We start from the raw sequence: 18,904 nt of genomic DNA on the forward strand, positions 1-18,904 counted from the left end.
CGACTTACCTATGGCGCAGATGCAAGCGCCGATCTGACGGGCATGGCTTCGTTCCGCCAGCGCGCTGAGATCCTGCTCGGTTTCCATAACAGCCATCTTCATCTGCGTTCCACCATAGTGTCCCTGTATGAAACTCAATCGCCCGTGTCGCTCACGTGCCAGTGCGGATTGAGCACCATTCTGTGCAGTCCGCGACCGCCAATTCCAGCACCTGCCACCGAAAAGCGAGTATCGAACAATACGTAGCCGTCGGTGTCCCAAATCAATGATTGTGCTCCGGCGCGGCCGTGCTCCATGATGCCGAAAAATGGCAGGGCAGTCAGAGCAATCAGACCGCTGGCGAGCGCCGGCCGGTAAAAGCGCCTGCTCGCGCTGAGCGTATTTTCACGCGCATGCTGAACGATGATGACCAGCAGCAGTAAAGTGTAGATGGTGGCATTCATCGTCGCGAAGATATAGAAGCCGCTGCTCTCTTCCGCAGCACTGACAAATAGAACCGGCAGGATGGAGACAAAAGAGAGCATGGCATAGGGTGCAAGAACTCTGAATGGCAGAGGATCGACGTCCGATGTACCCTTCGGAGTGACGCGGAAATCCACGAATGTTCCAGTCGTCCAATCGCGAATGGCAGCGAGAGAACCCATAAGTGCCCATGGCCAGCGGGCAAACAGGAACAACGTCATCTCCCAGCTCAGAATACTCGCATCGACTGGCCTGAATGTATGCGTACTGCGCCAGCGGTAGGCGAACAGGATCAGCAGAATGGACTGCGGCACGAAATGCAGCAAAAAGTCAGGATACGACACATCGACGAAGGTCTTTCCTCTCGTAAGCGCGATGATCGGCATGATGAACATCAGCGCCATGAAGAGAGAAAAGAGGGAATACCAGAGCTGCGAAAACAGGAATTGCATTCTGAGGCGTAGCGGCAGCCGTTTGATCAAGCTTGGCGAATATTGCAGCAGGATCATCATGAGGCTGCGCGACCATTGAAACTCCTGGGTGATGAGATCGGCGAAAGTGCGTGGACCGTCGCCATGAGCAATGGCATCGAGCGCGTGAATGCCGCGCCAGCCATACGCATTCATCATCAGTGTGGTGGAGTGGTCTTCCGCCAGTTCAGGTCCCAGCCCGCCAATGCTCCTGAGGGCCTTGGTGCGGACGGCATAGTGCGAGCCGATGCAAAGTGGCGACAGCCCATGATTGAACCCGGTCTGAAGCGATCCATGCATGCTGGCTTCCGCATAGAGGCGGCCGCGAGCCGCCCAGCTCTCATGGGCATTCTGGTCGCAAATGCTCGGCGCGGACACATAGCCGACTGCCGGGTCGGCAAAGGGCCGAAGCATCTGGAAAAGATAGCCTTGTTCGGGCACATGGTCGGCATCGAGCTGCACGACGAAATCATAGCCTTCATAGCCGTAGTGATCGTAGAAGAAGGCAAGGTTGCCTTCCTTGCAGCGGGTGCGCCGGGGCCATGTCTGGCGGTGATAATCGTCCCGCCCCTTCCGGGTGGAAATCTGGACGCCATATTTGCTGCACCAATCCCGCGTCGAGGGCGACGGATCTTCATCTGCCAGCCAGGTGTCGTGGGTCACCTCCTGCGCCAGCATGGCATCCAACGTGCGGGCCACCACCGAAAAGGGCTCCGATGGCGCCTTGGTCACCACCATCGCGATGCGGCTGCCGGCAGGAAGTCGTAATTCCCCTTTCGGCTTTTCGGCGCGGAAGAAGACGACAATGAAATAGGCTGGGATGATCGTCACCCAGGCGAGTACCAGGGTCACCAATATCGACCCGAGAGCGTCGACATGGTGCGCGGGTGCGAGCCACCAACTCCAGAAATAGCCGAGTGCCGCAAGCCATAACGCGGCGCAAACCATATATTCCGCGCGCTTGCGACCTTGCAGCACCGGCGTCATCAACGCCCGGTCCTTCATTGCTTGAGCTCGTGTTCGGATCGATGTCATCCTCGCATCTCCAGCCCGAAGAAGGGAGCTGCAGTCCGGATGATCGTTTCGATGTCCGAATGCAGAGCGCGGAAGCCAAGCTTCTCGGCAGCAAGATCCGAAGCGGCATAAAGAGCAGGCGGATCGCCCGGCCGCCGCCTGTGCATGGCGACAGGAACCTGGCGACCGCAAACGCGCTCGATCGCGCCGACGATCTCCTTGATCGACGTGCCGTGGCCGCTTCCCAGATTGACGGCGAGATTGTTTCCGCCGGCCAGTAGATATTCGACCGCCAGGACATGCGCCTTGGCAAGATCCAGCACATGGATATAGTCGCGCACACACGTGCCGTCCGGCGTGTCGTAATCGTCGCCGTAGACTTCCAAGGTTTCGGTCGTGCCGGCCGCCGCCAGCAATGCGCGGGGAATGAGATGTGTTTCGGGGTTATGCCATTCGCCGAGTTCCTGTTCCGGATCGGCGCCGGAGGCGTTGAAGTAACGCAGCGCCACATAGGAAAGGCCATAGGCTGCCGAATAGTCGGCCAGCATATGTTCGGCAATCAGCTTGGTTCTGCCGTAGGGATTTATCGGCTGAGGCGTCTCGCATTCGCGGATCGGCAGATGCGCGGGAATTCCGTAGATTGCGCAGCTCGATGAAAAGATCAGCTTATCCGCTTCCGTGCGGCGGCATGCCTCCAGAACCGACAGCGTGCCACTGACATTGTTGGCATAATATTTAGCAGGATTTTCGACGGACTCGCCGACATAGGCGGAGGCGGCGAAATGGATGATTGCAGCAGGTCTATGCTCCTCCATTGTCTCGGCAAGATGGGATGTGTCGAGAATATCTCCTTCCACGAAGGGTCCCCAGCGCACGGAGGTCAGATGGCCCGTCGAGAGGTTGTCATAGACGACCGGCTCGAAGCCTTGTCGATGCAGGAGCTTCGCGGTGTGGCTGCCGATGAAGCCGGCGCCACCCACGACGAGTATTTTTTGCTTGCCCATCACGCAACCTCGAAAAGCTCGCTGCTCGTACGTACCAACTGACGTTCGAAGTACGCGATGGTGGACTTCAATCCATCCGTCAGGGCGATGGACGGTTCCCATCCCAGTTCGCGTTTCGCGATGGTGATATCGGGCCGGCGCTGGCGGGGATCGTCGATCGGCAGGGGTTTATGGATTATCTTCGACTTGGAGCCGGTAATCGCGATGACCTGTTCGGCAAGATCGCGCACGGTAAACTCCGCCGGATTGCCGAGATTGACGGGCGTATGGATCGTCGTTTGGTCGGCCATCAGGCGAATGAAGCCCTCGATCAGGTCGGCGACATAGCAGAAGGAGCGCGTCTGAGAGCCGTCGCCATAGACGGTAATATCCTCACCCTTCAGCGCCTGTACGATGAAATTGGAAACAACGCGGCCGTCGTCGGGGCGCATGCGCGGTCCATAGGTGTTGAAGATGCGCGCAATCCTGATGTCGACGCCATGACGGGCGTGAAAGTCACGGAAAAGCGTTTCAGCGGAGCGTTTGCCTTCATCGTAGCACGAGCGAGGGCCGAAGGAATTGACGTTACCCCAATAGTTTTCCGGCTGCGGATGCACGTGGGGGTCGCCATAGATTTCCGAGGTCGAGGCCTGGAAAATGCGCGCTTGATGATATGTGGCAAGCTCCAGCAAGTTGAGCGCGCCGAAAACGCATGTTTTCATCGTACGGATCGGATCGGCCTGATAATGCGGCGGAGATGCCGGGCAAGCCAGATTGTAGATTTCGTCGACGGGCAGATCGAGCGATGAGATGACGTCGTGGCGGATGAAACTGAACGTCTCGTAACGAAGGAGATGCCAGAGATTGTCCATCCGTCCGGTTGAAAAATCATCCACACATATGACTTCATGACCATCCTGTAGAAGTCGGTCGCAAAGATGTGACCCAAGGAACCCTGCGCCGCCCGCAACGAGGATGGTACGTCTCTTTGTATTGTTTAGCGATATACTTGTAGATTTGAACGCTATGCCCATCAAACCCTCCCGGTAAATTAGACGCGCAGCCGAGTATTCAGGAAAAAGCAACGCCTTTTCCCTTGTGCAAGGCTTTTACAACAAGGAATTATTGCTACAATTTACGGTTATATTTTACCGATAATTAACAATTCTGTCATTATCACGGAATGCAGAAGCTTTGCATTCTGTACATTTTTATGACACGGAAAATAAGTGCGAAGATTAACTAACGTGCCGCGCGCTTACCATTAAGGTATTATTTTAACTGATATTTACTGAATAATTTTCCAGCAGCTTCGATTTGTTATACTTATTTGTGTAGACGAAGAAGCCGAGAGATGTAAGGTGGAACTAACCGAGGTTCGTCGACTAATAGACCCACGCGTTATTTCGTGTCACGACGACGCCTCGTCGCAGCGACTATTCGCGTTCAAGCGTTGGGACGCTTGGCGACGGGCACTTGATCGCTAAAGCGCGTTGCGATCTTTGAGGTTCGCCATGTCGCGCTTCAGTCTTTGATTTCAGCATGTCATCGTAGCAAAATCGTCGCGCAGTTTTGCGCGGCATGGGCTAGGTCAGGCGTAAATCCAGGCGCGGATGCAGTTTTTTCAAGTTCGGTAATGATTTCATCTGCCAGGGAATTTGCGAGGAGCCGCACACTGTGAGGTGAATATTCGGATGCTTGCGTGCTTCTATGGTCAGTTTGGCAAGCAGGTTGATGCCCGAAGAATTCAAGAACTGCAGACCGGTCAGATCGAAAGTCGCTTTGCCTCCGCTCCCATGAAGAACTGACCTGGCCAGATCGTAGACCGGTGCATAGGCATCGGGACCAGCCAGGCGCATCGTGCCGTCAAAATATAAGGTGCTGCCTTCGGACCAGACGCGGAATGCTTCTTCCTTGATTTCCATAAACGGCCTCTCGCGGGTTCACGCCGATGCAATCGCCATGGCGGCATAGGTTTGGAGCTTGATCCGCTTTTGCGGGCCATTCTCATCGAAATGCCAGGCCAATTGAACCTGGTAGTCGCTCATCAATGTCAACAGTCCTAGCCCGGACGCATCGTCGCCGGCAAGAACGCTTGCTTCGATCTGTTCTATGAGGAGATCGCCGGGATCGCCAGCGGTAACTCTCAATAATAATTGTTGAAATCGCGCCATAGCTTCGCGGTCGATCAAATTCACGATCCGCATCCGGAAATAATGGCCATCCCTCAATGCCTCGATGAGGATCTCGCCCGAGGCGCGGAATTTGATCGAATTTTCGATAAGCTCGTTGGTCAGGTAACCGATGTCGTGCCGCACCGTCTTGTATTGGCGCTCGGAAGAGCGGAAACCGAGCGCTATCGTCTCCGCGATAAAGTCGGATGTCATGGCCGAATGGCGCCATGCCAGATGCAGCGGTCCGTCGAATAGTCGTATGCGAAGAGCATTGGTGGCGTCGAACGAAACCAGACGTTCCTCGCCGAAAATTGCTGTCGTCATTTCCTCACCTGTGCCGCATCACCACAAGGGTGATATCGTCATGGATCTTGTGGGTTCCGATGTAAGTCATCAAATCGTCGAGTATGCCCTCGACGACTTCTTCCGCAGTCCCGCCATGCAGGCGGCGGGCATCCTCCAAAAGCCTGTCGAAGCCAAACAGCTCGCCCTTCGAATTCTCCGCTTCCGTGACGCCGTCCGTATGCAGCACAACCATGTCGCCCTTTTCGAAGGGCACTTGCCGTGTATCGATAAAGGGAGCGATATCAGGCTCGAGACCGACCGGAAGGCCGAGATCGCCCGTATCTATCCGCTCCACCTTGCCGTCCTGGCGAATGATGATCATGTCTTCGTGCTGACCGGATATCGTCAATCTCTCGCCGTCGTAGTCGAGGAACGACAAGGTAATATGCTTGTCGGTCCGGGTCCGTTCGATGTTCTTGAAGATCGTCCGATTGAGATCGGTCAAGAATTTTGCCGGGTCCATCTCACCCGCCTCCTGCAGGGCGCGGGCAATCGACTGGACCATCAGCATCAGCACACCGCTTTCCAGCCCATGGCCGGTCACGTCGCCGATGCCGATTTTCAGGTTCTTTCCGTTCTGCAGAACATCATAGTAATCGCCGCCGACTTCATCGGCCGGGCGCATATAGGCGGCAATCTCCAGATTGTTGATTGCCGTCAGTTCCTTGGCCCGCGGCAGGACCATGAGCTGGATCTGCCTGGCGACGTTGAGTTCCGCACCCAGCCGCAGGTTTTCGTTCTTTAATTGGCTGTTGAGGGTTGAGATCTCTTCCTTGGCCGCCTCGATCTCGCTGGTCCGGTCCGAAACGAGCTTTTCAAGGTTTTCGGTGTGGAAGCTGATATCCTCCGCCATCCTGTTGAAAGCGATACCGGCATCCCCTACTTCATCCCTGGTCGAAATATCGACCCTAACCGAATAATCCTTCGCCTGTATGCGCTTTGCGGCACTCGCCAGCGCGCTGATGCCACTGGTGACGCGTTTCGAGGCGGCAAAAACCGCCGCGGTGACGATCATCAGAGAGACGAGAACGGCCATGATCTGATAGAGCAAAATGCGGTTGGTCGCCCGCGATATTTCATCCTTGGCGGCGATGAGCGAGGCGTAGATCTCGCGCTCGGGCACCACGATCCCGAGCGACATGACCTCGCTCTTGACTGGTCCGTCCACCCAGAGATTGGTCGGGCGCAATTGCTTGACGACCGCGAGATAGGGAACGTCCTCTCCCTGTTCGCGGAGGCTGATGTGCTGGATCACGCCGTCGGCGTCGAGCGGTAGCTTGGTAATGGCCGTTTGCGTGCTGTTGCGCAAGGATCGGTCGAGGCCGGTAACCCCCTTGGCGGCGGCATCGTTGGCGGCGCGCAAGCCGATGACCTTTTCGCCTACGGGATTGATTGCGACCACATTCCCATTCGACATGGCGAGAAAGCCGAAGCCGGTTTGAGCGACTTTCACATGTTCCACGATCTCGGCAAGCTGCGTGAGTGTAATATCTGCGCCGGCCGCACCGGCCACCTGATGTCTATCGGGCGTCCAAAGCGGATGGAAAAAGCTGACGATCAGCTTGCCGGTGATAGCGTCGGTATAGGGAGCTGTCTGGGTAATGTAATCGGCAACGGGGCGGGATGAGGGGTTGGAGGCCCATTGCTGCCAGGATTCGTATAGGCCTGGAAAGAAGAATGTCCAAAAATCGGAGCTGTTGTGGCCGGGATAGAGCCGGTCAAAGGTCTGCGCCTGCGTCGTATAGGGAGCAGTCCGGAAAATCGGACGCTCCCTCGGGCCGATATAATACATCTGCAGCTTCGATGCGCCGTTGTGCAACAGGGAAGGAGCAACCAGATCGAGCACCGCGCTCCATTCTATGTCTGCCTGCACCTGGGGCAGGGGATGGTGATCCTTATCAAGCAGGTAACCCCAGACGCTGACGACCGAGGGTGTGCCGGGCAGGTTTTGTGACCACTGGCCGGCTTGATCGTAGGTCACTGTTACAGCGCCTGGAGACGCTCTGCTCATGGCAGCACCGACATCGACACTCCGCGCCGGATTGTCGATCTGTCCCTGCAGCACGCCTGCCAGCGCCTTCACATCGGAATGGACCTGGTCGATCAGCAAACCGACCTCTGCGGCAGTCGAATCCGCATAGGAGCCGATATAATCCTGGCTCGCTTTCTCGAGACCTTGTCCCACTTCCGTCGTGGCGTTGCGCGATAGGCGCTGGACGTTCCATAAGGCAAGGCCGCCGCTGACGAGCAGGTCGAAGAGAACGGCTCCGCCGACGACGAGGAGAAACTTGGCGCGAAATGAGCGCAGTCCGAGCCGTTGCTTGGCGATTGGCGCGTCCGTCATAGCGGTTTCTGTCCCGAAGAAGCCCAGATCGGCCAGCCGGCATAACCTCTTGGGTGGAGCGCGGCAAAAATATGATCGGCGAAACCTTGCTTGAATCGCTCGATAAATGCGGCCGAATCCCCTCTTCTGACCGCCATTTCATCGGCATAGACATTCTGCCATGCCGTGATGATGTCAGCGAAATCCTGGGGATCGCCATCGAGATTCGTGACCATGAAGCTTTCCATGCGCACATCCTTGAAGCCGGCATCCAGTAGCATGCGGCGGCCTTTGGGACCCATTTCGACATCCATATCGAAATGCGCGAACAGTTTCGCGACCTCGTTATAGGTCCATTGAATGCTTTCGGCTCTGGGCTCGCCAAGACAATGGGAGTTCTTCTCGTTGGTGATGTAGACCCTGCCGCCTGGCTTGCATATGCGATAGAGTTCGCGAAGCAAAACATCCGGGCGGTCGAAGATCTGCAACGAGTGCCTGCAGGTCACGAAATCGAACTGGTCGCTCTCGAACAGCATCTGGGATGCATCGCCGTAGGTATATTCGATGTCGTGGACATCGAAGTCCTCCGCCACCTTGCGGGCATATTCCAGGCTGGGGATCGAATGGTCGAGGGCAACGATCCGCGCGGGTTTGAAATCCTTCCGCAGCAGCATGGCGAAATCGCCGATGCCGCAGCAGATGTCGGCGATATGCAAACCCTCTCGAAGGCCGTGCCGCGGCAATATCTCGCGCTCGTGCCGCCAAGTCATCTTCGTCTGGGTTCGCAGGATCGGGATGAAGCTCTGATTCTCCACGAATGTCTGCCCGGGATAGAAGGCGGAATCATAGATCTCGACGATAATGTTGGGTGATAGATCGCTCAAATGGCGAAACAGTCGCGATGCCCATGCAACGACGCTGGAAGCTACGACCGTCAGTTTGAGGTCCGGCCTCGATCGCGTGGCATCGAGCAGGACACGCGTCAGGGCACGGAACGCCGTATTGTTCATGTGGATGACGCGTTTCAGATTGACGTAGCAGACGCCGTTCACCGTTTCGATGCCGTTGCGCAGCAGGGCGAGATCATCGGCAAGCTCGGCAACTGAATGTGGTCTCAGAACTCCGGATAGGGAGAATTCTTGATTGTTGGCATCGAATTGCGCTGTGAAACGGCCAGAGGAGCGGTTGTTCAATTGAGTAGCCTTTCGAGCGCGAGGTCCACCACGAAAGTCGTTGTTCCCTTATCCCGAACGGACAGCTCGATGTTGGCATCGTAATTGACGGCAAGGCCGAGAAGGATCGCCTGCTCGGCACGCGCGGTGTCATCGGTGATGACATCGAGATAGTTTGCGAGCGCCTGGCCGCTTCCAATGCGCTGGACGATGGTTTCATACAAATTGCGCTGCTCGGCCGAGCAGGGAAAGGCCAGTTCGATCCGTTCGATCGAGCCATTCCGGTAGACGCGAAAGGTAAGGGTGCCGCCGCTTTCTCTGGTGTGGAACGACATTTCGAAAAGCTCGTTCAGGGCCGCCGAAAGCAGGTTTGCATGACGGATGGGATCGTGCCGATCGTGGCTGACCATGCGAGCCACGTAAGCGGCACATTGATCGCAATTCGACCAGTCTGCCACAAGGGTCGCCATCTCCATTTCCAGTTCAAGCAATGGCTCGAAAGCCGCGTCCACCTGCACCCGCATGGTATCCTCTCGAGAAATTCCCGAATGAAATGCGCTTCAAAAACTCACGGACTTGCGTGAAACTCGTCGAATGTCGCGGCCGACTGATCGCGTGCACCCTGCCTTATGAAATCATCAAGCTTGTCGGCGCTCAGCGGAGGGCTGATACTATAGCCTTGCAGGCGGTCGCAGCCCTCCTGCTGGAGCCAGGCCGCCTGTTGCCGCGTCTCGACACCCTCTGCCGTCACCCGCATGCCCAGGCCATGTGCAAGGCCGATGACGGAACGCACAATGGCCTGGCTTTTGCCGTCCTGCAAAAGGTCCCTGATGAAATAGCGATCGATCTTGATCGTATCGAAGGGGAAATTCTTGAGATAGCTGAGCGAGGAATATTCCGTGCCGAAATCATCGAGGGAAATCTGAATGCCGAGCACGTTTAGCGTGTTCAGCGTGTCGAGATTGTTGATGGTCCGCTCCAGAAGCACACCTTCGGTGATTTCCAGCTCCAGGCGTTCGGCTGGAAATCCGACGATATCCAGCGTTTGAGAAACGCGATCGGTGAGGCCCGGCGTCAGGAACTCCGCCGGAGAAAGATTGACGGCAAGCGTATAGTGCTCCGGCCATGCCAAGGCCTCGCGGCAGGCTTCCTCCAGCATCCACTGGCCGATTTCACGCATGAGACCATCGGCTTCGGCCATGGGAATGAAAGCTGCCGGTGGAATGACCCCGAGGGTCGGGTGCCGCCAGCGTAGGAGTGCCTCGAAGCCGACCACATTGGACGGAGGCTCCACCAGCGGCTGATATTCGATGAAGAATTCATCGCGCTGCAGTGCCACGCGCAGGCTGCGCCGCAGCAGCTCTCTTTGTTCGACCACGATCAGCATGGCCGGATCGAACGTCCGCGCCCGCCGACGCCCTTCCTTCTTAGCGGCATAAAGGGCGACATCGGCAGCCTTCATCAGCTGTTCTCCCTCGTTGCCGTCGCGCGGCGCGATTGCGATCCCCACGCTGACGCCGACGAAAAGTGAGATGCCGTTGACCGTGAACGGCTTTTTGAATTCAGTCACCAGCGCGTCTGCCAACCGTTCCGCCTCCAGGGCCCGCTGCGGACCGACCTGGATGATGGCGAATTCATCGCCAGCGAGACGGTAGGCCGTTCCGCCGCGTCCGAGTGCTTTCGTAATCCTCTCGGCAGCGAGTTTCAGTACGATATCGCCGGCTCCGTGGCCAAGTGTGTCGTTGACGGGCTTGAAATCATCGAGGTCGAGCTGCATCAGCGCCGGCCCGATCTTGCCGGTAACCGGAAGCAATTGCGTCAGAGCCGCGCTGAATTGGCGGCGATTGGGCAGTCCGGTCAGGACGTCGTGCGTTGCCTGATGGATGAGCTGTGCTTTTTCATTGTCTTCGGACGATGGGCTTTCATGTGCTCCATTGGTTTCGACGATCAGAAGCCCCACTCGGATACGGGAGGCGAGCAAGCGGCGCTTTCCCTGCGTCGGATCGTCGAACTGGATCGTGCAAGGTTCGCCTGTGTCTATGACCTTATGAATAAGCTCGGCAAGCGTCGGTTTCGCAAGCGCGGGATAGGCCTCCCACAAGGATACCCCGCTCCGTGGCGCAAGACCGATATGCTCTTTGAATCGCTTCGAGCAATCAAGCAGTTTGAAATCCAGATCCCAAAGCGAGACTGTCGCCTCTAAACCATTATCGGATTCGGACCCGTAGAGAGTTTGCTGCGACCGATCCACTCGGTTCTCGGGCATATGGCCTCGTCCTCCCCAAGCCGGCCGCGCAAAATCCGGGCATTGTATAGTTTGAACTGGTCCGCTCGCATCGGAGCACGCCAATCAATGATCGCAATCTCATCGAGCGTGCGCGCGCAAGTGATAACTTACCAGAAGGCGGCAGCCGCTTTAAGCGAATATATTACGAGATCTTCATATTTAGCAATGATTGCTAAGACATATGCAGTGTAAACGGACTGCCACGACCTCGTTTGTTTCATTTTGAATGCACTGAGATTGTATTGTTGCGGTAAAGGCGTTGCAGTGGTTGTGGCGCGTATCGGATGGTCCGATTGCACGATCGTTGATTCGCAGACACGAGTGCCGTCAAGCGACCTCCGCGGTGATCGTCCCGACTTATGCCATACGCCCGTGACGCAGATCAGGCCGCAATGCATTGATGCCCATTTGGGATGAGGCGGCGGTGGAGATTGCTTCATCAAGCGGTTTGGTGTAGGGCCTAGGCCTTCAATATTCGCGGACGATCGCCATGCTGCGGTGTTGCTCCCAGAGAATGCCAACCTCTTATTCATAGTGATTGTCCATCAACTGCGCTCCATCATCGGGCACATATCAAAGCATCATGGTTAAACAGACAAAGCCCTTTATCATCGAAGTCAAAACCTCCCGCCGGATGAAAGCAAGATCGGCTGAATCATCGAGATCCATCTGGGGAGAGCTTGCCGCCGACCTCAAGCAGACCTTGGCTTTGCAGCAGGAGACACAAGCAGATTCGTCCGTGGAGGCGGCCCAGCATAAGGACGGCGCGGAGCGCCTGGATATCGATTCCGCGGCTCTGATGGAGCGCGATGAAGCGATAGCGCCGCAGCCCAGCTCTCAGCTTCTTGAAAAATGGCTGGCAAGGAAGGCGGAAAGGCCGAAGGCCGGCTCACAGGATGTGGTTGAGACATTCCTTGCGCGGCTTGATCAGCAAAAGATGCTGCTCGCAGAGTTTCAGTCGGACCCCGATGATTTCAAGCGCTGGCGCTCGGCATGGTTTCGCAAGGTAGCGAACGGCTTCGGCGTCAGCATCGGCCACGATCTGATCGATGCCGGCGGTGGTCTGCGATATGTCGTCGTCGATACGCTCGAAGATATCTCTCGTTTTCTCGACGACCTCCGTCACCATGCGACAACCGACCTCGATTTTCGACGGGCGCTGGATGCCAACCGAAGACAGCGGGCCGCTCGCCTGTCCTCACGGGCAATGTGATATATTTCGCGATGCGGTTGGGAAAAGCAAAGGCCTGACGCGTGGGAGGCGGCTCGCGGCGAAATCCGGCAGGCGGCCCATGGGCTCCGGCGCTTTTCCCGAGGCGACAATGAAGCCGTAGAGCGTCGTGCTGCTTCTATTATGTTTTTCACGCGCACCTTCCATCGAAGGTGGAACGAAATGCCGTTTGCGATGTTCCCCCACTGAAATTTGCTGGTGACGCTCCCTTGGGAGGACATCGTGCCTGACCTGACCGACACTATGCCAATAGACGCGGACTGGCTGGATATCGCCCTCCGTCTGCTGCTGGTCGTCGCAGCCGGAGGGCTGATCGGGATTAATCGGGAAATGGGCGGTCATGCCGCCGGGTTTCGCACGACGATTCTGGTCGGGCTCGCCGCATGTCTGTCGATGATCCAGGCCAATCTGCTTCTATCCACTCTGGGCAAGACGTCGCAATCATTCGCCTCGATGGATGTGCTGCGCTTTCCGCTCGGCGTGCTGACGGGCGTCGGCTTCATCGGCGGTGGCGCCATTCTCAAGCGGGGCGACTTGGTCACCGGCGTAACGACGGCGGCGACCTTGTGGATCATGACGGCAGTCGGCCTGTGCATCGGCGGCGGTCAAGTGATCGTGGGTTCCGCCGGGGCCATTATCGCCTTCATCGTGCTATCGCCTTTCAAACAGTTCGACAGGCTGATGCCACGCAAGCAGAAGGCGCGCCTCGTGATCGAGTTGCCTCGCGATGCAGGCGTTGCGATCGCCGATGCGCAGGCGGCGCTGGAACCGCTCGGATATGCTTTCTCCTTTATTGGCTGCAGGACAGGGCCGAGCGACGCGACAACGCATATTTCCTACGAGGCGCGATGGCGGCAGGCGGGGCCGGATGGCGGTGGTGCGCAACTGCTTGCGTCCCTTGAGGAACATTACAAGGTGGTATCCTTCGAAATGCTGACGACAGGGGCCTGACGCAAGCCCTGAGACCGGAACATTCCGGAGCGGCAAAGGTTAAGCCCTCATCGAACAGGGAGAAAACCATGACCAAAATCAGCGATAGAACAAACGCAAGGGGTTCCCCGCATCGTGGCGATACGCGCACCGTGCAGGCACTCGACCAGGCAGCCGGTGGTTCCGGGGATATCGAGTCCGAACAGCGGGCAGGAGAAGCCTCGCCAACAGAGCAACGACCCGAAAATGGTACCGACGATGCGCGCTGCGAAGATTCGGCGACATACGATGTATTGCGCAGGCAGATGGCCGAAGACATTTCCGGCAAAATTTCGGACGTAAGGGCCGCTTCCGGATCAGAAGAGGCGAGCGGAGATACGCGACCCGAAACCCCTTATGCATCGACGCCGGAGAGAACGGACGTCGAAATACGAACGGAAATCGAGAGCAGGCTGAAAGCCGATCAATTGCTCGACGAGACCAGTATCTTCGTGACCGTCAGTCACGGGCGCGTCGTTATTGAAGGATCCGTTGAAAATCACGAGGCCAAGCAGCGTGCGGAAGCGATATCCCGGCAGGCGGGCGGCATTATCGGGCACGACAGCAACCTTGCCGTCCGCAAATCGCAGCGGGCTTAAGGCTCCCAGATGAGGATGTTGTTGCTCGTCATCTTCGGCCTGATGGTCGCGTCCGTTCTGGCGATTCTCGTCATCAAGCCGTTTACGTCAAGCGACGGCCGAGATAGCGGGGCCGTTAAGAACGGCCCCATCGAGCAGCCCGAACCCAAACCCTGACGGATCATCATCATTTGCCCTGCTGTTGATTGTTCTGCTGTTGTGTGTCGCCAGGCTTGATGACGGGAGTGTTGCCGACCTGCGGCGCAGGCTTTTCCATCTTGCTGTCGCCGACTGCCGGCGGTTTCAGCACACCGTCGCAATCGGACAGTTTCCGGCTGGGATTATTCGTAGCTGGCGTCTGTTCGCCTTGCGCCTGCTGGCCGTCAGTCTGCCGGTTGGTTTCTTCCGCTTTGCAGCGATCATCATTCGATTGCTGTGCGAAGGCAAAATTCCAGGACATGGCAGCCGTTATCGTCGCAATCAACAGCGCGCGGCCGCTTTTCGTCAGGCTCCGACCATTCCGATGACGCAGTCGATCAGGCCTCGGGCGAGACGACGATGCCGGGGTCGACAATTTCTTCGGCCTCCGGGCGTTGACGATACTTGTGAGCACTTTTTACCCTCCTCAAATGTTGGAGGGGCTGCAGGTCGGATGGATAGGAAGCTCGACTGCCGTTTCGTTGGCTATGGAGAGAAAGCGGAAAAATCTCCATATTCTTCAGCACCATCGCGTCCGCTTGGCACGATCTGCAACCTCGTAAGGCTAACGCTGGGCTCTCCCCATTGTTCCGCCTCGACCCAATTCCTTGGCGCTCCTCAATGGAACCATCGTCCGGTCTTTTGGTTAGGTCGATATGCAATTTGTAATAGATGGAGGCTTGCTATGACGTTCGACGAACAGAAGAGGCCCCGGGAACAGACGAAACCACTATCCGCGACTGAAGCCCGGCAGGGCGTGCGCGGAACACATCTGTTCACCGTGCTGGTGACAGCGCTGGTTCTGGCGGCAATCGTATGGGCTGGCGTGGAAATCTGGGGTCGCTACCTCGAACCAAGAGCACCTCAGAATTCGTCACCGGCGATCAGCTCCTCCAGCGGACAGCCGCAGGCGGGCACGGTAGACAACACGCCACCAGCCGGCCAACCGGCCCAGCCAGCTCCGACCGATCGCACGGAAAACAATCAGCAGGGCATCAAGAGCACGCCGGCCCAGCCGAACCGTGACGGAACGCAGAATTAGAGGCGGCTTTTGAATTGCGGATGAAATCGCAGGATCAATGAGTCGGTCGCCAGGTGAGCTCCTGGCGCATCTGCCTGTTGGCCTTATCCAGCAAAAAAGAGGATGTCTATTATCCGGCGCGCCGGGCGCCGGATTGCGTTTTTTGCTTGGGTTCCTGATCGTCGTCATCAGGCTGGTGCTTCGCGGGGGTTTTTCTGAATCTTGCGAGTATTTCTTCGCCATCTGCCGATGCGCGCGTTCTCTCCATGATCTCGCGTTCCTTCGCTGCTTGCTCCCAATGATGCTGGCTGCAGCCCCAAGGACGTCCCGCTGCTTCCCAAATCGCATAGGCCCGTCTGCTGATCCACTCGAACCGTTCATCCGCCATCTTTTCCTCCTTCATAGATGCTCCGAACAACTGGGGCGAGCAATGGTTCCCCTGGGGGGAACAATAGTGATTCTGATGTGTTCCACCTTAGATTCAGAGGTTCACAGGCTCATGAATCTGCGATGATAAAAGGAGGATCGAATGACTTTGACATTGATCAGCAAGGCCTTTGCTGAGGGTACGCCCATACCGCGCAAATATGCCCTGGAAGGGGAAAATATATTCCCGCCTCTTGCCTGGGGCGGCGCGCCGGAGAAAACCCAAAGCTTCGCGCTGATCGTCGAGGATCCGGATGCGCCCAGCGGAACATTCCGTCACTGCGGCATCGCCAATATCCCTGCGCAATGGAGCGCCCTCATTGAAAGCGTAGACACGATGCAGGAGCAGGCGCTGCGTTTCTACAAGAATGATTTCGGCAATGCCCGCTACGATGGTCCGCGGCCCCCGGCGGGCGACCCACCCCATCGGTATATTTTCCGGCTTGCCGCCCTCGATGTACCGAGGGTGACCCTTCCCGAGGCCGCCGGCGCGGAAGCCATGTGGCAGAAGGTGAAGAAACACACGCTTGCAGAAGCAAGCCTTACCGGCAGCTACCAAGCGTAAGTCCCGCCTTGCAAGCGGACACGATCGGCGGCGGCAAATTTCAACCTAAGGAGATGTCATCATGCCAGCAAAGTCGAAATCACAACAGATGGCTGCCGGTGCGGCGCTCGCCGCCAAACGCGGCGAAAGGAAGAAGAGCGAACTGAAGGGTGCGTCGAAGAGCATGGTCGACTCCATGAGCGAGAAGGAGCTTCACGACATGGCCTCCACCAAGCAAAAGGGTAAGCCGGAGCACGCGTCCAAATCGTAAGGTTTGGCCGCTGCACGGCGGTGTTCCCGGCTTGTTGTCGACGTCAGGCCAATTCTATCGTTTCCACCGCCAGTCGAGAATTTCCGGCATATCCTCGCCGTGCCGCCGGACGTAGTCGTGATGCCTGACGAGCTTTGCCTTCAGGCCATTCACGACCTCCGGTACTTTTTCCGACAGGCCAGGGATACGGTTGATCGCCTCCAAGGCGAGGTGATAGCGATCCAGCTCGTTCAGCACAGTCATATCGAATGGTGTGGTCGTCGTGCCCTCCTCGATAAAGCCGCGAACATGGATGTTGTCGTGGTTGCTTCGACGATAGGTCAGGCGGTGGATCAGGTAGGGATAGCCGTGATAGGCGAAGATCACCGGCTTGTCGGTGGTGAAGATCTGATCGAATACCTCATGATCAAGGCCGTGCGGATGCTGTTGCGGGTCCTGCAGGGCCAGAAGATCGACCACGTTGACCGTGCGGATCTTGAGATCGGGGATCGCCTCGTGCAGTAGCATGACGGCGGCGAGCGTTTCCATAGTCGGGACATCACCTGCGCAGGCCATCACGACGTCGGCGGCGATCGTGTTGTCTTCGTAGCTCGCCCAATCCCAGATGCCGACGCCGGCCTTACAATGGGCGGCCGCCTCGTCGATGCTGAGCCATTGCGATTCCGGCTGCTTGCCGGCAACGATGACGTTGATCCGGTCGTAGGTCCTGAGGCAGTGATCGCCGACCCACAGCAGCGTATTGGCGTCCGGCGGCAGATAGATGCGCACGATGTCGGCCTTCTTGTTGGCGACGAGATCGACAAAGCCCGGATCCTGGTGGGAAAAGCCGTTATGATCCTGCCGCCAGACATGCGAGGTCAAAAGATAGTTCAGCGATGAGATCGGCTTGCGCCACGGCAATTCGCGCGAAACCTTCAGCCATTTGGCGTGCTGGTTGAACATGGAATCGACGATATGGATGAAGGCTTCGTAGCACGAGAAAAGCCCATGCCGACCCGTGAGCAAATATCCCTCCAGCCAGCCCTGGCATAGATGTTCGCTGAGCACTTCCATCACCCGTCCGTCGCGGGAAAGATGGACGTCGTAATCTTCGATCTCCTCCATCCAGACCCGGTTTGTGGCATCAAAGACGCTGCCGAGCCGGTTCGATTCCGTCTCGTCGGGACCGAAGATGCGGAAATTCTGCTTGGCCTCATTGAGCTTCAGCATGTCGCGGAGATAGTGACCGAGGATTTCGGTGGACTGCACCTGCTTGCTGCCGCGCGCGCCGATCTCAATGGCATAGTCCTCGATGGAGGGAACCAGAAGCTCCCGGCGCAGCAGGCCGCCATTGGCGTGGGGATTGGCGCCCATGCGCCTTTCGCCGCGCGGCGCCAGCGCCTGCAGCTCGACCTTCAGTCGCCCGCTGTGATCGAAGAGATCGTCCGGATCATAGCTGCGCATCCAGTCTTCCAGGATCTTTCGATGACCCTCGTCGCCTCGACAATTGGCGACCGGCACCTGATGTGCCCGCCAGAAGCCTTCGACCTTCTTGCCATCGACCTGCTTGGGGCCGGTCCAACCCTTCGGGCTTCGCAGCACGATCATGGGCCAGCGCGGCATCGCTTCGAACGAGGTCTTTTCGCGTGCGTTTTTCTGTATGTCGCGGATGCGGTCGAAGACGCGGTCGAATGCGTCGGCCATGGCCTGATGCATGGCGCCCGGCTCATGGCCTTCGACAAAGAAGGGTTCATAGCCATAGCCCCAGAACAGCTTGCGCAGATCGTCATCGCTTGCCCGGCCGAGGATCGTCGGATTGGCGATCTTGTAACCGTTGAGATGGAGGATGGGCAGGACTGCGCCGTCGCGCGCCGGATTGAGGAACTTGTTGGAATGCCAGCTTGCCGCCAGAGGTCCGGTTTCGGCCTCGCCATCGCCGACCACGCAGGCAACGATCAGATCGGGATTGTCAAAAGCGGCGCCATAGGCATGCACCAGCGCATAGCCGAGCTCGCCGCCCTCATGGATGGAGCCGGGCGTCTCCGGTGCGGCGTGGCTCGGAATGCCGCCGGGGAAGGAAAACTGCTTGAACAGCCTTTGCATCCCTTCTGCGGTCTCGGAAATGTCCAGATAGATCTCGCTATAGGTACCCTCGAGATAGGTGTTGGCGACCATGCCGGGACCGCCGTGCCCTGGGCCGCATATATAGATGACATCGAGGTCGCGCGCCTTGATGATGCGATTGAGGTGGGCATAGATGAAATTTAATCCGGGCGTCGTGCCCCAGTGGCCGAGCAGTCTCGGCTTGATATGCTCAGGCTTGAGCGGTTCGCGCAGCAGCGGATTGTCCATCAGATAGATCTGACCGACCGACAGATAATTGGCCGCTTTCCAGTAACGGTCGATCAGGGAGAGTTCTTCGGGCGAAAGCGGTGTGGCAACGGCATTCATCTGCGT

At 57.5% G+C, this 18,904-nt stretch carries 19 protein-coding genes; 7 read left to right on the top strand and 12 right to left on the bottom strand.

The genetic code is table 11. The features are described from left to right. Window positions 1–134 precede the first annotated feature (134 nt). The 9 genes from AC13QE_RS00225 to AC13QE_RS00265 form a co-directional block, all read right to left on the bottom strand. On the bottom strand, window positions 135–1,967 hold the full coding sequence (locus AC13QE_RS00225; protein WP_488482081.1) for a glycosyltransferase family 2 protein: 1,833 nt from the start codon (window positions 1,965–1,967) through the stop codon (window positions 135–137). Beyond that, window positions 1,964–2,950 (bottom strand): UDP-glucose 4-epimerase GalE, encoded by a 987-nt coding sequence (galE, locus tag AC13QE_RS00230; protein ID WP_488482082.1) that lies wholly within the window; start codon window positions 2,948–2,950, stop codon window positions 1,964–1,966. The genes AC13QE_RS00225 and galE overlap by 4 nt, the downstream gene beginning before the upstream one ends. After that, window positions 2,950–3,963 (bottom strand): UDP-glucuronic acid decarboxylase family protein, encoded by a 1,014-nt coding sequence (locus tag AC13QE_RS00235; protein WP_488482083.1) that lies wholly within the window; start codon window positions 3,961–3,963, stop codon window positions 2,950–2,952. Before AC13QE_RS00235 ends, galE begins: the two co-directional genes overlap by 1 nt. A 552-nt stretch (window positions 3,964–4,515) precedes the next feature. Next, window positions 4,516–4,854, bottom strand: coding sequence for a slr1659 superfamily regulator (locus AC13QE_RS00240; protein WP_015343796.1), 339 nt, complete (start codon window positions 4,852–4,854; stop codon window positions 4,516–4,518). Between the two features lie 18 nt (window positions 4,855–4,872). Further along, a complete protein-coding gene (locus AC13QE_RS00245) occupies window positions 4,873–5,427 on the bottom strand; it encodes a slr1658 superfamily regulator (protein WP_132720377.1) in 555 nt (184 codons plus the stop codon). A gap of 4 nt (window positions 5,428–5,431) precedes the next feature. Beyond that, complete coding sequence (locus tag AC13QE_RS00250; protein WP_488482084.1) at window positions 5,432–7,792, bottom strand: SpoIIE family protein phosphatase; 2,361 nt, start codon at window positions 7,790–7,792, stop codon at window positions 5,432–5,434. After that, entirely contained in the window at window positions 7,789–8,964 is a 1,176-nt protein-coding gene (locus AC13QE_RS00255; RefSeq protein ID WP_488482085.1) for a methyltransferase domain-containing protein, read from the bottom strand. Before AC13QE_RS00255 ends, AC13QE_RS00250 begins: the two co-directional genes overlap by 4 nt. After that, entirely contained in the window at window positions 8,961–9,467 is a 507-nt protein-coding gene (locus AC13QE_RS00260) for a ubiquinone biosynthesis methyltransferase UbiE (protein WP_488482086.1), read from the bottom strand. Before AC13QE_RS00260 ends, AC13QE_RS00255 begins: the two co-directional genes overlap by 4 nt. A gap of 44 nt (window positions 9,468–9,511) precedes the next feature. After that, on the bottom strand, window positions 9,512–11,209 hold the full coding sequence (locus AC13QE_RS00265; RefSeq protein WP_488482087.1) for an EAL domain-containing protein: 1,698 nt from the start codon (window positions 11,207–11,209) through the stop codon (window positions 9,512–9,514). Window positions 11,210–11,813: 604 nt separating this feature from the next. Between AC13QE_RS00265 and AC13QE_RS00270 the strand changes: the two genes are divergently transcribed. The 4 genes from AC13QE_RS00270 to AC13QE_RS00285 all read left to right on the top strand — a co-directional run bounded on the left by AC13QE_RS00270 (window position 11,814) and on the right by AC13QE_RS00285 (window position 14,185). Beyond that, on the top strand, window positions 11,814–12,443 hold the full coding sequence (locus AC13QE_RS00270; protein WP_488482088.1) for a hypothetical protein: 630 nt from the start codon (window positions 11,814–11,816) through the stop codon (window positions 12,441–12,443). 240 nt (window positions 12,444–12,683) lie between these two features. After that, window positions 12,684–13,412, top strand: a complete 729-nt coding sequence (locus AC13QE_RS00275; RefSeq protein WP_132720383.1) for an MgtC/SapB family protein — start codon at window positions 12,684–12,686, stop codon at window positions 13,410–13,412. 131 nt (window positions 13,413–13,543) lie between these two features. Next, window positions 13,544–14,029 carry a BON domain-containing protein gene (locus AC13QE_RS00280; protein ID WP_488482089.1) on the top strand — a complete coding sequence of 162 codons (486 nt, stop codon included), beginning with the start codon at window positions 13,544–13,546 and terminating at the stop codon, window positions 14,027–14,029. A gap of 9 nt (window positions 14,030–14,038) precedes the next feature. Next, window positions 14,039–14,185, top strand: coding sequence for a hypothetical protein (locus tag AC13QE_RS00285; protein WP_165915298.1), 147 nt, complete (start codon window positions 14,039–14,041; stop codon window positions 14,183–14,185). Between the two features lie 10 nt (window positions 14,186–14,195). Here the strand turns inward: AC13QE_RS00285 and AC13QE_RS00290 are convergent, their stop codons facing one another. Continuing rightward, window positions 14,196–14,468: a hypothetical protein gene (locus AC13QE_RS00290; protein WP_488482090.1), complete on the bottom strand. Its 273-nt coding sequence runs from the start codon at window positions 14,466–14,468 to the stop codon at window positions 14,196–14,198. Between the two features lie 423 nt (window positions 14,469–14,891). Here AC13QE_RS00290 and AC13QE_RS00295 point away from each other — a divergent pair, with 423 nt between their 5' ends. Then, on the top strand, window positions 14,892–15,248 hold the full coding sequence (locus AC13QE_RS00295) for a hypothetical protein (RefSeq protein WP_488482091.1): 357 nt from the start codon (window positions 14,892–14,894) through the stop codon (window positions 15,246–15,248). A 109-nt stretch (window positions 15,249–15,357) separates the two neighbouring features. Here the strand turns inward: AC13QE_RS00295 and AC13QE_RS00300 are convergent, their stop codons facing one another. After that, window positions 15,358–15,615 (bottom strand): DUF2934 domain-containing protein, encoded by a 258-nt coding sequence (locus AC13QE_RS00300; RefSeq protein ID WP_488482849.1) that lies wholly within the window; start codon window positions 15,613–15,615, stop codon window positions 15,358–15,360. Window positions 15,616–15,756: 141 nt separating this feature from the next. On the opposite strand from AC13QE_RS00300, the gene AC13QE_RS00305 reads away from it, so the two are divergent. After that, the gene (locus tag AC13QE_RS00305; protein WP_132720387.1) at window positions 15,757–16,218 is read left to right on the top strand and encodes a YbhB/YbcL family Raf kinase inhibitor-like protein; all 462 of its coding nucleotides are present in this window, start codon (window positions 15,757–15,759) and stop codon (window positions 16,216–16,218) included. Window positions 16,219–16,279: 61 nt separating this feature from the next. Continuing rightward, complete coding sequence (locus tag AC13QE_RS00310; protein ID WP_488482092.1) at window positions 16,280–16,468, top strand: DUF3008 family protein; 189 nt, start codon at window positions 16,280–16,282, stop codon at window positions 16,466–16,468. 54 nt (window positions 16,469–16,522) lie between these two features. On the opposite strand, the gene AC13QE_RS00315 is transcribed toward AC13QE_RS00310, so the two are convergent. Continuing rightward, complete coding sequence (locus AC13QE_RS00315; protein ID WP_488482093.1) at window positions 16,523–18,898, bottom strand: phosphoketolase family protein; 2,376 nt, start codon at window positions 18,896–18,898, stop codon at window positions 16,523–16,525. Between the last annotated feature and the right edge of the window lie 6 nt (window positions 18,899–18,904).

It is taken from the genome of Martinezella sp. CNPSo 3957 (assembly GCF_057784395.1).